Consider the following 15,196-nt stretch of genomic DNA (forward strand, 5'->3'; position numbering starts at 1 on the left):
TCAGCCTGATGAATAAAATCTTGATTGTAATCTAGCCATACTTTGGCGTCTTGCAGGTAATCATCAATAACGGTGATATTGGCAATTTGTTGATCAGCCGGAGCCTGACTTGGTGAAGGTTGATTTGCGTCTGAGGAAGTATCGCTTGATGATGAACCTCCGCCGCCGCAGGCTGTCAGGGCAAGAGTGAGGGAAATAGTTGCTGCTAATGAACTCTTTTTCATGTTAGTTCCATTCTATAAAAAAAGGCTGGTTAATGAGATTATCATTAATAACGATAATTGTGATATGTCAAATATGATTATTGTTATTAGTTGTTCACATTTTGATTTTTTTGTGGATAATGTCAACACAAATTTAGGTTTCTGTGACTTTGCGAAAGGACCGCGTGAGGCGATGATAAAAACTCTAAAGTGCTGCTTGTATATTCTAGTATTGCTTGCAAGCTTTAAGACGCTAGCAGCTAATGATGTGTTTAACCAAAAAAAGCTGAAAAGTGAATTTAAACAAATTAAGTATACGCTCGATCTTAAGAAGTATAAGAAACAAAGAATTAAGTCTGACCTTGTTGTTGATTCAGAACATTATATGGCTGACTTTGAGGCGTACGCAGAGTCGATGTCGTTGTTATTTGAGAGTGTCAATGAATGCCACCTTGCGGTGTATGAAGCCGGTGATGATTTGAATGCGAAGAATAATCAGGTCTCAGGGGTACAGCAACAACGCAATAATAATATTAAGCTGTTGAACATACTGATTACTGAAAATGACTTCTCCTCACTTGAAGTAAGCTCGGATTTTAAACAGAACGTGACATCACTGAAAATGTTAGATGTCAACATGAAATCATTATACAATGACTGCGTTTATGCATATAAACGTGCCAATTTATAATTTGATATCGTTAAATAAGGAAATAAATATGCTTAATAATATGAAACAAAAAATTTCACTGAAAAGGCAAGCTGGTCAGGGTATGACTGAATATATCATTATTGTGGCACTTATCGCAGTTGCCGCGATTGGTGTGTATGGTTTGTTTGGCTCGACCGTAAGAAACCAAGTTGCAAGTATGGCAACCGAATTAGGCGGTAATGATGGTTCAGCAGCAACAGCCGTTGCTTCTAGTGCAGGTAGTGCTGCGGTAACGTTAGCGGAAAAGACCAAGGAGGCTAACTTGAGTAATTATAATGCTGCGGGTAACAAAGGTATTAAAAGTGAAGGTGGCAGTGGCGGAGGCAGTAATTAATTAGCTGAAAACTTATGATTGCGTAGGCGTGCGGGCATTGACAAGTGGCCGCATGTCGACACCAATTGAGCAGTTGTGTAGAAAGTGAAGTAGCGTTTTTATGGATAGAAAGCGTGTAGTGAAAATGCAAAGTTAATTGTTCACTGTAACAGTTTCTTGTTTGTGTTTCGCATCAAGGAAGAGTTGAAATGTCTATTTTGAAAATATCTCGATTTAAACAAAGTGGCCATATTTTGGTTTTTGTTTCGTTATTTCTGATCGCATTATCTTTATCCGTATTTTCTGTTTTTGATTCTGGTCAGCTCACACTGGAACGTACTAAATTACAAACTACTGCCGACTCAGCAGCATACACAGCGGCTGTCATTCAGTCCCGTGAACTTAATTTCCATGCTTATACCAACCGCGCGATGGCTGCAAACCACGTAACTGTCGCTCAAATGGTTTCTCTATCATCCTATTTTCAAAATAACCAACAAATGTTTTGGAATTTAGAGCTTATTGGCGATTGGTTGCAAGCCGTACCTTATGTTGGTCAGGTCATTAATAAATTAACAGATGCTGCTGAGGCATTCTTTTCAATTGTTAATGAAGCTATTCAAAATGCAGGCAGTCTTGTCGTTGTTGGCGCGAATGAACTCAATAAAGTATACAGCGAGAGTCAAAGTATATTTCATGGTGCTACAGTTGCCGGTTTAGTTTTAGATGTTGAAGAAGTTATTCGTTTAAATGATCCCGATGCCAATGCTTTTATGGCAGCATCAGCTTTAACGCTTGCTGACATTACTAGTTGGGAAAATTTTGTAAAAAGGTATGAGGTAGATAAAGCAGAGCGAGCATATGGTGGTTCATCAAGCTCCTCATGGAGAGGAACGGGCTCTTCTGGCTCAAGTCGTGATAATGAAGAAGATAAGACTCGTTTAGATCAATACAGAGATGTTGTACTGAGATCAAGAGATGAATTTACCTCAAATAGAGATAACAGCTTTTGGGAAAGCCCTGTATCAATTCCTGGCATAATTAAAGACATTCGCATAGAACAAAGAGGCGGGTCTGAAATGGGGGTCGTGGACGGTAAAAACGCCCCATACTATTCTTTCTCTGCGAAAGATACGATGAGTATCAGAGCTGAAGTGATGAAGTTTAAGTGGGGGATCCCTAGAGGTTATAGAGACCGAGAACTATTACCTCTAGGTTGGGGAAGACAAGTAACTCACCATAGTGACAGTTTTGACTGGTATAACCCCGTTCAAAAGAATCAATATAGTAATTGTACTCGATATTGTTATAACTCCCGCCCAAACATAAGCCACCTGTGGCGTGGTGCTGGATATAACAGTAAGGCAAGTCGCTTCAATGATATGCGCGACAGGTATGGCTTTATGGAAGGTAGCGATACCATCGCATTCTACAAAGATAATGACGATGAAGCGCTGGGGTATGAACATGGTGAGTATGAAGGTTTACAGAATTTTTTCGATTTAACTAAACCCGGTCTACTTGCAAAATCTCAATCTATCCGAATTTTCCTTGCTAAGGACCATAATAAAATAGGTACAACGGATACCATAAACAAGCTTGGAGAAGGGCTCGTTGTATTGAATGAAAACCCTAACCAAGCAATGGAAAATGGACGTCAGGTATCAATGAGTAAAGGAGAAAGTTATTTCTCAAGACCAAGAAATTTATGGCAACGAAAAGATGGCAATTATGAATATGGCAATATATATAACCCTTATTGGCAACCGAGATTAATTGCTCTTGAACAAGATGATAAACGGCTTGGAGCGAACATTCCATGACGAAAAAGCAAAATGGACAAGCCCTTTCTGAGTTAGTGATTGTTGCAGCATTTGTATTGGTTCCTTTACTCTTCTTGTTACCCGTGCTGGCCAAATTTGTCGATGTAAAACATCACAATCAACAAGCTGCTAGGTATGCCGCTTGGGAAAGAACGGTTTGGTATAATGCAGGAGAGCATCGGGTTAACTTCAAAAGTGACCAAGCGATAAAGCATGAGGTAGTTAGTCGAGTATTCTCCACCTCCGACACGGCAATGCATAGTGAAGATAAAGTATGGCAACAAGATGTAGAATTAAAAGAAAATTTTTATATTAGTCAACCAAAATCTTTAGGTAAAGAAAGCTTAATTGAGCGGGATACAAGCTCCCCAGAGGGTGACTATATAAGAACCGGCTCTCATAGTAGGTCTTTGGATAATATTAAAAGCCAGGGAATGGACACTGCATTTAACTTAATGTCACGCGTTGGCTTCTCCCTCAATACGCAAGGTTTAGTTCAAACTGAAGTAAAAACCGATATGAAAGCTTTATCATGGCTTAGTTCATTTAACCCTAAGAATTATGGTAGTGATGAACTCACTTCATTCGAATCAACAAATTATTTACTAACAGATGGGTGGAATGTGGGAGGACCAGGACACCAAGACGAGTTAGTCCGTGCTCTTGTACCTATGTCATATATAAGCTCACTTGGTGACAAGGTTGGCGATGCTGCTGGCATTGTAGATATTTTTATACCCTGGCTAACACACTTACAAAATCTAGAGTTAGGCAAGGTAGAGCACGATGCAATACCATCAGACAGGTTAAAAAAATATGAACCTTAGGCTTCTTCTACTTCTTTATTTTATAACTCCTTTCGCTTTCGCTGGTAATAATTGGCCAGATTTTTCTATACCAGAAGACACTGATGTTGAAATTATAAACGAAAAGACGATAGTGAATGGGTTACCCATGAAAATGTATCGTTTTAATAGTGTGCTTAACACTCAAGAGCTTATTGCTTTCTACAAAAAAGAATGGAGTAAACCTTCTCAGCCCGATATTGCTCCTTATGTGATCAATGATGTGGCATTTTGGAAAGTGATTGCTCGCTTTGATAGTGGTTTTATGATTTCTGTTCAAATTAAAAAAACATTATCTGGCAGTTTTGGTTTTATCTCAATTTCTGATGTCGAGTCTCTGCAAAGAAGAAAGTATGAGGGCGTTGTATCTATTTTTCCTGCCCCTAAAGGAAGTAAAAAAATCAACGATTTTTATTCTTATGACATTGGTTCAAAATCTAGAACTGTGCTTATCTTGAATAAAAAGGATATACGGAGTAACATAAATTTTTATACCAATCACTTTATTTCCAAAGGTTGGGTGAAAGATGATACCCCTAATCCAATAAATGGTGATAAATATGTTTTGATACTTTCTAAGGGTGTCGACCGATTAAATATGACTATTTCACGTGATAAAAAAGAAAGGATCACATCTATAGTTGCTGTTCACATCGATAAGGATAGTTAAGTGAAGTCTATTAGAGGTGCTGCAATTGTCGAATATACCTTAGTTGTCCTTGTCTGCTCTATTGCATTGCTAATGCCTGTTAATGATGACTTCCAACCAGCAAGTGGGGGGAAGAATGTCGTTGTTAGGTTTACTGAAGCTATGAGAGAAAACCATAGTGCATATTCTAAGACAATATCGATATCAAATATTGTTGAGTAAATATCTAAAATTTCATTTGTATCAAAGCTGTAAAAGGGAAAGTTAGTGAATAAAGGAACTCTAAAAAGTTGGGGGTTATTACTCTTGGCGATTATATTAGGAGCGGGAACCTATTTTGGTGCAAATCACTTTTTTAAAGAGCATGAAAAGAAAATTCGTGCCGAACTAGAATCTAAAATTACCTCAACTAAATCTATTGTTGTTTCTAGTCGAGATATTCAGGCCGGGGAGATTATCAGCGCTGAAAATATGGCTATTGCGACAGTACCTTCCAATTTTTTACCTGACGGTCATGTTGAGCCACCGATGTTTGATGCAATGTCGGGGAAAGAACTCATATATCCGATGTCACAAGGTACGCCTTTATTGCAGTTATATGTGGGTGGTAATTATGCAGATAGGTTTTCTGACCTTATAAAAAAAGGGCATCGACCATTAACGGTAGAAGTGGACACAATTAACTCTAATGAAGGTATGATTGAAGTTGGTGACTACGTAGACCTCCTACTAATGGTGAGTGGGGAAAGTGAAGGCGTTGAACGCCTAGAAAATATAGCTGAAAATGTAAATATTGTTGCAACTGGACGAACTAGAAGTGTCAGTGCTGAATCGAATGGTAATGTGATGAGTGATGGTGGCCAAATGTATGGGTATTCAACTATCACTGTTATTCTACCTTCTGATACTGCAGCTCGGGTTTTATTAGCCCAGGAAAACGGCACCTTAGTCACATTTTTAAGAAATCAAGAAGACAAAGCAAAACTTGGCTTTGATGCAATCAGCTTTCATCAGATGCAAGATGTTACTGCTGGTACCATTCAATACTTCACTGCTTCAAATTCTGATGGTGCAAATTTAAAACCAAAATATGTAAATATTATTGGGAATACTAAAAGCAAGATACAAAATGCACGGAAATGGAATGAGCCTGAGTTAACGGTTTCAAACACAACTAGCAACACCGTTGAAACAGATTAAAGGATTTTAGAATGAAGTTTGTTGTATTTTTTATAAGCCTTATTTTGTCTACGAGTGCTTTGGCTATTGGTGAGTTTCCTCTATCTGGGAAGCCTAAGATGCAGCTTTACGTAGGTCAAGTTAAATCAATAAAGTCAAAGTCAGTTGAGAGAGTAGCTGTTGGCAATGATGATATTCTTTCGACTTCTGCGCTAGATTCTGGTGAGTTAATTATCATTCCTAAATCAGTAGGACAAACTGAAATTTTCTTGTGGTATGAAGGGAACCGAAGGGAAGTGATAGATGTGACTGTAACTGCGCTAAGCCTTGAGAAAGCTTTGAGAGATGTCGTTATTCTGATGTCTGGAATCGAGAACGTTAGTGTCACTAAGCAAGGTGATAGAATCCTTGTTAAAGGTTCGGTTACTTCTAAAGACTTAGAAAAAAGCAAAGAAGTATTGGCTGACTACCCTCACGTAGTAAATATGCTGAAGTTAAACGACTTTGAAGAGTTAAAGCTATTGCTAGGTGAAATTCCTAATGTTCAGTTAACTAAAGTACGGGGACGAAATAAGCTCACAGGTACTCTTAAGCTTGAAGACGTGCCAAAACTTGAAGCCATTCAAAAGTTGTACCCAGATTTAATAGTTTTGACTGATATAGAAAAAGTCGAAATGAAAAAAATGATAGTCATAGATGTAAAAATTCTTGAGCTTAGGAATAATATGCTCGAGGACATTGGTATCAACTGGGAAGCGGCTATAAACGGCCCCTCTATGGGCTTTACGGGGTATGTCTTAGGTAATGACTTCTTCAAAATTGACCCAATTGGCTTAACTGAAAATATTGAGACCGGCGATACAGATTTTTATGGCTCTGTTGGTATGACTACTCAAATTACATCCACAATTAACCTCATGGAAGAAACTGGACAGGCTCGATATTTATCGAACCCTCTTTTGAGTACCCGCAGTGGTGAGTCTGCAAACTTTCATGCCGGTGGCGAAATACCTTATGCCGTAAGAGACCAATTTGGTACAACTTCTATTGAGTTTAAACCATACGGAATCATGCTTGATATCGAGCCTATCACCAACGAAAGGAATGAAATTTTAACAAAAGTTGCAGCTGAAGTGAGTACAATTGATAAAACTACGGCTATCGGTGACGGTCCTCCCGGTTTATTGACTCGCTCAACAGAAACGGTAGTCAATGCAAAATCTGGAGATACCATCGTTATTGCTGGCTTAGTAACCGCTGAAGATTCAACAGTTTATTCTAAAATGCCTTGGCTTGGTGATATGCCGGTTCTTGGTCCACTATTCCGTTCAAAGTCATTTGTTAATCGACAGAGTGAATTAGTCATATTTATCACTCCTCGCATAGCTACAACTGAGGCAATGGCTGATCAGTATGAATTTATCGATAGAGAGATGGCTAAGTTTGAAAATGAAGGCAGGCCTGACAGTGAGATGAGGTTGCTTGACTAATGTTTTATATATTTTTGAAAACGAAGAAGGGTAATGTTGTAGGAGATTTCCCTTGTGTTAATGACGATTGTATCGTGGGTAAAGATAACCAATGCTTAGTTGTACTTCGAGGTTGGGGCGTAGCAGCAAAGCACGCTAGGATTTACAAATCAGAACATTCACTATTTATTCAAGATTTAACCAATAAAAGTAGCATTAAGGTTAATGGTAAAGCAGTGAATGACTATGGCCCAATAGATGAATCCGATTTAATTTCTATTGGTGGATATGTCTTTACACTATTAGATAAAGATGCAGACAGTGCTATTGCAAGTGAAAATACAGATATAACCGTACAAAAACCAGTCAAAAATGTTGATTTAGACAAGGCAGATTCTACTGTTAAAAAAAATGAGGAAGTTAGCAATATTCTTGCTAAGGAACTGAATCATTGGAGGAGCTATGTTCATCGTGAACTCTTTTCGCAAATAGATTTACGGCGAATCAATATTGACGAAATGAATGATGATGAGTTGAGGATTAATACTCAACAATGGATTGATGATATTATTTCTTCATCTAATGCAATTCCGGATACCATAGATAAGTCTTTACTTGCGAAACAGGTGTTAAACGAAGCTATTGGTTTAGGGCCTCTTGAAGAGTTACTCGCGGATAAAGATGTCAGTGAAGTAATGGTAAATTGCTTTGATGAGATTTTTTTTGAGAAACTGGGTGTGTTAGAGAAATCACCTATTACTTTTACTAATGATAAAGCAGTCCTTTCTGCAATTGAGAGAATCGTTTCACCTATTGGCCGTAGAATTGATGAATCCTCACCTATGGTTGATGCTCGTTTAAAAGACGGCTCTAGGGTAAATGCTGTTATTCCGCCTTTAGCACTAAAAGGCCCCTCTATAACGATTCGAAAATTTATGGCTGAAAGGTTAGTCGCGGAAGACTTAGTTAGGTTTAACTCTATTGACCAGAGGATGGCAGACTTTCTAAAGCTTATTGTTTTACAGAAAAACAATATCGTAATATCCGGTGGTACTGGCTCAGGAAAAACAACTTTACTTAACGTTCTTTCTAATTATATTCCTGATAACGAAAGAATCGTAACTGTAGAAGACGCCGCAGAATTGAAGCTATATCAACCTAATCTTGTAAACCTCGAAGCTCGACCAGCAAACCAAGAAGGTACTGGGGCTATTCCAATTAGAGACCTGGTGAAAAACTGTTTACGGATGAGACCTGATCGAATTGTTGTGGGAGAGTGTCGTGGCGGGGAAGCATTAGATATGCTTCAAGCAATGAATACAGGTCATGATGGTTCTCTTACTACTACGCATGCGAATAGCCCTAGAGATTGTGTTTCGAGAATTGAAGTCATGGTTATGATGTCGGGAATGGATTTACCTGTTCAAGCAATACGTGAACAGATTGGGTCTGCTGTAAATTTTATTGTACAACAAACCCGTTTTTCTTGTGGAACTCGAAAGGTTACTTCCATAGCTGAAGTCAGTGGCATTGAGAATGGAAGGTTGCAATTAGGTGAAATTTTTAAATTTAATCAAACTGGCTATGACTCTAATGGCAAAGTGGTTGGAAACTTCATTGCAACTGGTTTGATCCCTGACTTTTGTGAAAATATGAACAAGCGAGGCCTATCTGTTGATTTGAGTCTATTCAGAGAGAGTGTTACTGATGATAGTTTATCTTAGTTTAGCTATAGCCCTTTTATCAATAGTTCTGTTCTATTTTATAGGGCAGTTTATGATGCAAGGGGCATCTCGATATACAGACTCGGTTCAGTCTCATGCAAATTCCAGTTTGGCCGATATGTTCCTGTTTATCGAACCCAAGAAGTTAGTAAAAATAAATTTAGCCGTTGTTGCCATAGCTATAATCATTACATACTTTATCTCAGGAAATATCATTTTTTGCTTGCTTGTTGCAGTTAGCGTATTCTTTGCTCCTAAATTTGTCTATGCCTACCTAATAAAGAGAAGAAGAAAACAGTTTATAATTCAAATGCCTGATGCATTGCAAACTCTTGCTAATACGGTTAAATCTGGAAGCAGCTTAGCAATGGCATTAGAGAGTTTATCTAAAGAGCAAAGTCCCCCATTATCCCAAGAGCTCGGCCTTTTGTTACGAGAGATTCGGCTGGGTGTTGAATTTGATGAAGCATTTATGAATCTTGAGAAAAGAATGCCAGTTCAAGAAGTAAGCCTTTTTGTTTCTGCGGTTCTTATCTCTAAAGAGATTGGTGGTAATTTATCAGAGATTCTGTATACGCTAGCGAGCACCTTAAGGCGAAAAATCGAAATGGAAGGCAAGATCGATGCATTAACATCGCAAGGCAAGCTTCAAGGTGTTGTGATGACTGCCTTGCCAGTATTTATTGTTACGGCTCTTTATCATATTGAACCTGAAGCTATGTCGCATCTTTTTTCAAATCCTATCGGTTGGGCTGTTCTTGCAGTTAGTTTTCTTATGTTAATGTGCGGTTATATTGTGATTAAAAAAATTGTAAATATAGATGTTTAAATATGAGTACTGAAATAATTATACTAAGTTGTTTGTTGACTTTGGTTGTTGTGTTGTTTTTCTATTCAATAAAAAGAATATCAGACGATACTCCTGAGGATAATCGTGAATTTTTAGATCCTTTACCTAAAGCACTCAAGCCCATTTGGCCATTAGTTAGAGTGGTTGCTCACCTCGTTGGTGAGCGCTTACCTGTTGATGATTTAGAAACTTACTCTAGGATGCTAAGAAGGTCAGGGCTTGACTTTTTGTTCACTCCAGAGCAGTTTTTTTCTTTGCAAATGTTATCTTCAATCTGTTTTTCAATAATTTGTTGGCTTTGTCTGCTTATGTTAGATGCTGAAGGTGCACTGCCTATTGTATTCGCAGGTTTTTTTGGCTGGGTTTTTCCACGTATATCTTTAGGAGATATACGGAAAAAACGGGAACAACAAATCATAAGACACCTCCCTGTATATCTTGATTTTATTGTAATGTCTGTTGAGGCTGGCTTGAATTTATCTGGAGGCATTACCCAAGCAGTTAAAAAGGGCCCTTCTGGCCCGTTGAAATTCGAGTTTAGGCGTGTTTTGAGAGATATCAAAGCGGGAAAACCGAAATTAGAATCGTTACGTGAAATGGAAGTTAGGTTAAACATTAAAGAAATTACAAACTTAGTTAATTCTTTAATCCAAGCTGAACGTTCTGGTTCAAGTATGGGTGAAACCTTACGTATACAAGCAGAGCAACGCAGAGTTGAGCGCTTTCAACGAGCAGAAAAACTTGCTCTACAAGCTCCAGTTAAATTGATTTTTCCTCTTATTGCATTTGTTTTTCCTGTTACATTTGCTGTACTTGCCTTCCCGATTGCGATGAAACTTCTGTATGAAATGTGATTTTCATAGTTTATCTTTAAAGCACATAAGTAATGGGCGTAAGAGGGTATTGCCATTTCAGGTTTTAATTGCAGATTCCTTTTTGAAAAGACTAAAAGGACTTTTGTTTCTCTCTTGCTTAAAAGGTAATCAGTGTGCATTTATATCGCCTTGTAATTCTGTTCATACATTCTTTATGCAATTTGAGATTGATGTTGTCTTCTTAGATAAGAGCTTTAAGGTTGTTAAAATAATCCAGTCGATGAAAAGGTCTCGTATCTCAACTGCTTTATCGGCAACCTATGTACTTGAGTTTAAGTCTGGTTTTTTGAAAGAAAATGAAATTTTAATTGATGATTTACTGGAGTTGATACGATGAGTTTTTTGAAGTTTTTTTCAGCTTGTTTTATAAGTTTTATTCTTATGTCTTGCACGACTCATGTTGAGGTTCATAGCCAACTTAACGAGAATGTTGATAAAGAGGTGTTTAAAAAATTACAACGTGCTGATTCGTTATACTCGGACGGGCGTTTAGCGGACGCGGAAGCTGCATACCTTTCGATTGTTAAAAAATATAAAAACTACGGCTATGCTTGGTTTAAGTTAGGTAATATTTATATTCGAACAAAACAGTACAATGCAGCAGTTTTAAGTTATGAAAAAGCTGTTAAATCCGAGCCTGATAATTATAAGGCATGGAATAATTTAGCTTTAGCTAGAACTAAGCAAGCAATTTCTGTTATTGAAGAAGCTGAAGAAGTTTTTCCAGCAGGAACACCAGAGCACTCATCGCTACAGGCTTTTAAAAGAGTTTTATTGAATGCTTCGCGATAAAAAGCAATGGCATTATAAAATGCAATCAGGGCAAGCTTTGGTAGAGACTCTTATAGTTATGCCTCTCGCCGCTATGCTTATTTTTGCAACAATTGAACTATCTTATGCTTATAGAGCCAAGTCGACTTTAAATATGGCGACTTTTGAAGCTGTGAGAGCAGGAGCTTTAAGTAATGCTGATAAGCAAAAAATGCTTGATGCGTTGAGCTCAGGCTTGGTGCCCTTACACATTAAAAAAGATACTAGCTACCTTGGAATCGCTCTTGCCAAGCAAAAAACACGGCTTTATCTCTCTACGATGGCAAGCTTGGATATTCTAAGCCCAACAAAATCAATGTTTAATAAATTCTCGGAAGAGTACTTCGATTTAGACTTAGGAAGGGTTGTGAAAGCTATTCCGAATGACAACTTAAACTGGCGCTCTTCTCAACTTTTTGATGTTCAGTTAGATGGAGAGCTAAAGAAAGTTAATATCCAGGATGCTAACATCCTTAAAATAAAAGTTAGATATTGTCACCCCTTAATTGTCCCAGTTTTAGATAAGCTAATAGCTACAACTATCGCTACCTTTACTCTTGATTCATTGGCCGCACAGTGCAACGCTAGTGGAGGTTTATTGTCTGGTTCACGTTATATAGTTCTAGAATCTACCGCATTGATAAGAATGCAAAGCCCTATTTTCAGTGCAGGATTGAAATGATATGAAAATAAAAATGTTAAGAGTCTTATTGTTAACTTCGTTACTTTTTGGTCAAGCTTATGCCGAAGAAGTACCTATCCTTTTACCTAATAATTCATCCCTACAGTTTTCTTCTTACCATAAGAATTTTGATATAGTCGAAATCGTTGCTGGTGCTGTTGAAGACGTTACATCAGACGATAGCAAAGATTTAGTTTTTAAAGCACAAAAAACGATACAGGTGGAAGGAAAAGTTGACGCTTATACATATGATTTCTCCAGCGAGTACACTTCTGTTGAGTTAGTTTTCAAACAGAAAGAGTATATCGCTTCAATGGGATATGAGATTGTTTACGAGTGTGAAAGAGTATCTTGTGGTTCGCCGATGGGGTGGAAATTATACCTCTCTGAACACATCTTCGGCAATCAAAATGAACAATATTATTTTTTAGCAAGGAAGAATAATAAAGAAGGTGAGGTTGGTACTTATTTATCTTTTTATATTAACACAATATCAGGATCTCCCCGTGTTGATATTATGAAAGTAGACGGAAGGTTTGCTAACTTATTTAAGGACAGAAATGAAAAAATCTCAACTGAGATTCTCAATACTGGAACTTATGTTATTCCGAATGTCTTTTTCTCTTCCTCTTCAGCTGAATTAAATACTGACAGCAAGAAAGTGTTGAAAGAAGTTGCTGATTTCCTCATTGAGAATAAAAGTCAGAATTTCTATATAGTTGGTCATTCTGACTCGGACGGTGATCAGCAAGATAACCTTAAGTTATCACAAAAAAGAGCCAAAGCTGTATACGCTGAACTTGTAAAGGTCTACAACGTGCAAAAAAGTCAATTGCAATTCTATGGTGTTGGTGAATTGCAACCTTATTCAGAAAATAGAACTGAGGTTGGAAAAAGCAGGAATAGACGTGTAGAATTAGTTGCAAACTGAGTGTGTAATTCTGCAGTGAAAAGTAGGATTTGCGCGGCGAATTGTTTTAGCCTTTAACTGAAATATTCAACGCGCGGAATTTTTGCTTTATTACGTCCCTCCATTTTGATAAAAGCATAGGTTTTTACCAAAGTTATAGCTTTTTAAAATTCCAATATGAATTAAAAATACCCTCGTTAATTACTGTATCTTTTATAGCCTGTATGTATATTTAAGGCCGTCTCGAATGGGGCTGACAGTATCAAGAAATATTAAAATAGGAATAGCAATGAAATACTTTTTTTTTCAATCTTTATTAGCTGCGTCAGTATTAGTATCTGGTCAAACATTGGCTGCGTCAGGTCAAGCTGAGTGGGGTTACAGTGGCGAAACAGGTGCGTCTCACTGGGGGCAACTGGATCCAAAGTTTGCCACTTGTAGTGCGGGTAAGAATCAGTCGCCAATTGACATTAAAGATGCAGTTGAAGCAGAGCTTAAACCTCTAAAACTGGCATATACTTCGGCGCCAAATGAAATCGTAAACAATGGTCATACGGTTCAAGTGAACATTGCAGCGGGCAGCAAACTCTTGGTTGATGGCAAAGAGTTTGAACTTAAGCAGTACCATTTCCATACTCCAAGTGAGAACAAGGTAAGCGGTAAAGCGTACCCATTTGAAGTGCACCTTGTTCACGCTGACGCGCAAGGCAACTTAGCGGTCGTGGGCGTATTTTTTGAGTACGGTGAAAGCAATAAAACGCTAGCCGCGTTATGGCAACAGCTGCCAACGCAAGCAGGCGAGAGCTTCCCTCTGAAAGACGTAGCGGTTAATGTGGCCGATATTCTTCCTGCGGAACAAGATTACTACCGTTTCACTGGCTCTTTAACGACACCGCCTTGTTCTGAAGGCGTTCGTTGGTTTGTGATGCAACAGCCCGTCAGCGCATCTAAGCAACAAGTGGCAGACTTCTTGGCCGCGGTGAAACATGAAAATGCGCGCCCAGTGCAGCACATTAATGCTCGCCAAGTGATTAAGAATGACTAAGTGCTATCTTTGAAGTAAATAAAAACGCCTTGGCAGATGCCAAGGCGTTTTTATATCTTGCGGTTTTAATCAAGTAACAACTAGAAGCTATAAGCAAGACCCATGGCTACGCTGTAGTTGCTTTTCTCGTAGAAAGTAATGTTTGAGCTACTATCAATCGCTGCGCCCAATAAAGTAAAGCTGGCGTTGTCCCAGTTGAAAGGTCGGTCATAAATATACAAGGCGAAAGCGCCGTACTTGTCGTCTTTTTGGGTTTTATTAAATACCGGGTTATTGGCGTCGTATTTAGCGTGTGCGTAATACAAGTTACCGGTAACACGATGGCGACCAGACACCTTAGTTAAGGTGAGTCGCACCCCGTATTCGTCGTAGGCCATCGCATCCCCTTTGGCATCTCCCAAGGTGTAGTTTATCGACGGCTGAAAGAATAACCCTTTTCCAATCGGCATAAACATTTCACCGGTAAAGCGGTGTAGGTCTGCGTCGCGCACTAAGGATTGTTGCTGATTGAGTGATAAGCCTAAACTGCTGCCACTGGTTTCGTCATCAATCTCATTTTTGGCGTAGCCGTACTTAAAGGTAAATGGACTGCCAAGGATCTGTTTTAATTCTAAGCGGGCACCTTGTGACGTTTGGTCTGTTTTTTTACGATCAGCACCCGTTAAGTAAGGGTCTTCCCAAGTTTCCGAAAAGCCAGGCAGCTCTGGAAAGTACGCCATGGTTAGCTGAGTTTTATTGGCAAACTGGTGGGTAAAGCCAAGTTCAAGTTGAAACTGACCTTGGGAAACGTTTTCTAAGCTGTTACCTAAGAAAAACTGGGTTTTTTTACTGTCTAAAGTGTAAGACAACCTGGCTAAAGGAAAAACGATGGCCTCGTTTAAAGTTTCACCGCTGTTTTGTAAATCTTTGGTCTGTTTGTTGTCACTGTCGGTGCTAAATTGAGATTGCTTAGAGCTGTAACCAGCATTCACGTTGATAGTGAAGCCAAAACCAGGTTCGTCGGCAAGAGGTCTGGCCTGAGTGGTGCTGCTCAATAATGCGCAAGCAAGGGCTGAAAAACGGAAAACGGAACCACTCTTAATGTTAAGCATTTTATTTCCTTTAAAG

16 protein-coding genes and 1 pseudogene are annotated in these 15,196 nt (G+C 38.6%); 15 read left to right on the forward strand and 2 right to left on the reverse strand.

The features are described from left to right. Positions 1-224: pseudogene (locus tag D1Z90_RS17885) on the reverse strand (hypothetical protein); the annotation flags it as partial. Between D1Z90_RS17885 and D1Z90_RS17890 the strand changes: the two are divergent. The 15 genes from D1Z90_RS17890 to D1Z90_RS17965 all read left to right on the forward strand — a co-directional run bounded on the left by D1Z90_RS17890 (position 223) and on the right by D1Z90_RS17965 (position 14,089). After that, positions 223-894, forward strand: a complete 672-nt coding sequence (locus D1Z90_RS17890) for a hypothetical protein (protein WP_119912165.1) — start codon at positions 223-225, stop codon at positions 892-894. The pseudogene D1Z90_RS17885 and the gene D1Z90_RS17890 overlap by 2 nt on opposite strands. Before the next feature lie 28 nt (positions 895-922). Beyond that, complete coding sequence (locus D1Z90_RS17895) at positions 923-1,249, forward strand: Flp family type IVb pilin (RefSeq protein WP_232525295.1); 327 nt, start codon at positions 923-925, stop codon at positions 1,247-1,249. A gap of 188 nt (positions 1,250-1,437) precedes the next feature. Continuing rightward, positions 1,438-3,051 (forward strand): Tad domain-containing protein, encoded by a 1,614-nt coding sequence (locus tag D1Z90_RS17900; protein WP_119912166.1) that lies wholly within the window; start codon positions 1,438-1,440, stop codon positions 3,049-3,051. Then, complete coding sequence (locus tag D1Z90_RS17905; protein ID WP_119912167.1) at positions 3,048-3,878, forward strand: hypothetical protein; 831 nt, start codon at positions 3,048-3,050, stop codon at positions 3,876-3,878. Before D1Z90_RS17900 ends, D1Z90_RS17905 begins: the two co-directional genes overlap by 4 nt. Then, the gene (locus D1Z90_RS17910; RefSeq protein ID WP_119912168.1) at positions 3,868-4,566 is read left to right on the forward strand and encodes a hypothetical protein; all 699 of its coding nucleotides are present in this window, start codon (positions 3,868-3,870) and stop codon (positions 4,564-4,566) included. Before D1Z90_RS17905 ends, D1Z90_RS17910 begins: the two co-directional genes overlap by 11 nt. 246 nt (positions 4,567-4,812) lie before the next feature. Continuing rightward, a complete protein-coding gene (gene cpaB, locus D1Z90_RS17920; RefSeq protein ID WP_119912170.1) occupies positions 4,813-5,745 on the forward strand; it encodes a Flp pilus assembly protein CpaB in 933 nt (310 codons plus the stop codon). Between the two features lie 11 nt (positions 5,746-5,756). Further along, a complete protein-coding gene (locus tag D1Z90_RS17925; protein WP_119912171.1) occupies positions 5,757-7,214 on the forward strand; it encodes a type II and III secretion system protein family protein in 1,458 nt (485 codons plus the stop codon). Beyond that, a complete protein-coding gene (locus D1Z90_RS17930) occupies positions 7,214-8,917 on the forward strand; it encodes a TadA family conjugal transfer-associated ATPase (RefSeq protein ID WP_119912172.1) in 1,704 nt (567 codons plus the stop codon). Before D1Z90_RS17925 ends, D1Z90_RS17930 begins: the two co-directional genes overlap by 1 nt. Then, entirely contained in the window at positions 8,901-9,746 is an 846-nt protein-coding gene (locus D1Z90_RS17935; RefSeq protein WP_119912173.1) for a type II secretion system F family protein, read from the forward strand. The genes D1Z90_RS17930 and D1Z90_RS17935 overlap by 17 nt, the downstream gene beginning before the upstream one ends. A gap of 2 nt (positions 9,747-9,748) precedes the next feature. Continuing rightward, a complete protein-coding gene (locus D1Z90_RS17940; RefSeq protein ID WP_119912174.1) occupies positions 9,749-10,621 on the forward strand; it encodes a type II secretion system F family protein in 873 nt (290 codons plus the stop codon). After that, positions 10,611-10,979: a DUF192 domain-containing protein gene (locus D1Z90_RS17945; RefSeq protein ID WP_119912175.1), complete on the forward strand. Its 369-nt coding sequence runs from the start codon at positions 10,611-10,613 to the stop codon at positions 10,977-10,979. Before D1Z90_RS17940 ends, D1Z90_RS17945 begins: the two co-directional genes overlap by 11 nt. Then, on the forward strand, positions 10,976-11,434 hold the full coding sequence (locus D1Z90_RS17950) for a tetratricopeptide repeat protein (RefSeq protein WP_119912176.1): 459 nt from the start codon (positions 10,976-10,978) through the stop codon (positions 11,432-11,434). The genes D1Z90_RS17945 and D1Z90_RS17950 overlap by 4 nt, the downstream gene beginning before the upstream one ends. Further along, the gene (locus D1Z90_RS17955; RefSeq protein WP_119912177.1) at positions 11,421-12,134 is read left to right on the forward strand and encodes a TadE/TadG family type IV pilus assembly protein; all 714 of its coding nucleotides are present in this window, start codon (positions 11,421-11,423) and stop codon (positions 12,132-12,134) included. Before D1Z90_RS17950 ends, D1Z90_RS17955 begins: the two co-directional genes overlap by 14 nt. A 1-nt stretch (position 12,135) precedes the next feature. Further along, on the forward strand, positions 12,136-13,065 hold the full coding sequence (locus D1Z90_RS17960) for an OmpA family protein (protein ID WP_119912178.1): 930 nt from the start codon (positions 12,136-12,138) through the stop codon (positions 13,063-13,065). Between the two features lie 268 nt (positions 13,066-13,333). Continuing rightward, complete coding sequence (locus tag D1Z90_RS17965) at positions 13,334-14,089, forward strand: carbonic anhydrase (RefSeq protein ID WP_119912179.1); 756 nt, start codon at positions 13,334-13,336, stop codon at positions 14,087-14,089. 80 nt (positions 14,090-14,169) lie between these two features. Here D1Z90_RS17965 and D1Z90_RS17970 read toward each other — a convergent pair whose 3' ends face one another. Next, complete coding sequence (locus tag D1Z90_RS17970; RefSeq protein WP_119912180.1) at positions 14,170-15,180, reverse strand: DUF2860 domain-containing protein; 1,011 nt, start codon at positions 15,178-15,180, stop codon at positions 14,170-14,172. Between the last annotated feature and the right edge of the window lie 16 nt (positions 15,181-15,196).

The sequence above is a fragment of the Motilimonas pumila genome (genome assembly GCF_003596335.1).
Lineage (GTDB): Bacteria > Pseudomonadota > Gammaproteobacteria > Enterobacterales > CBDFNC01 > Motilimonas > Motilimonas pumila.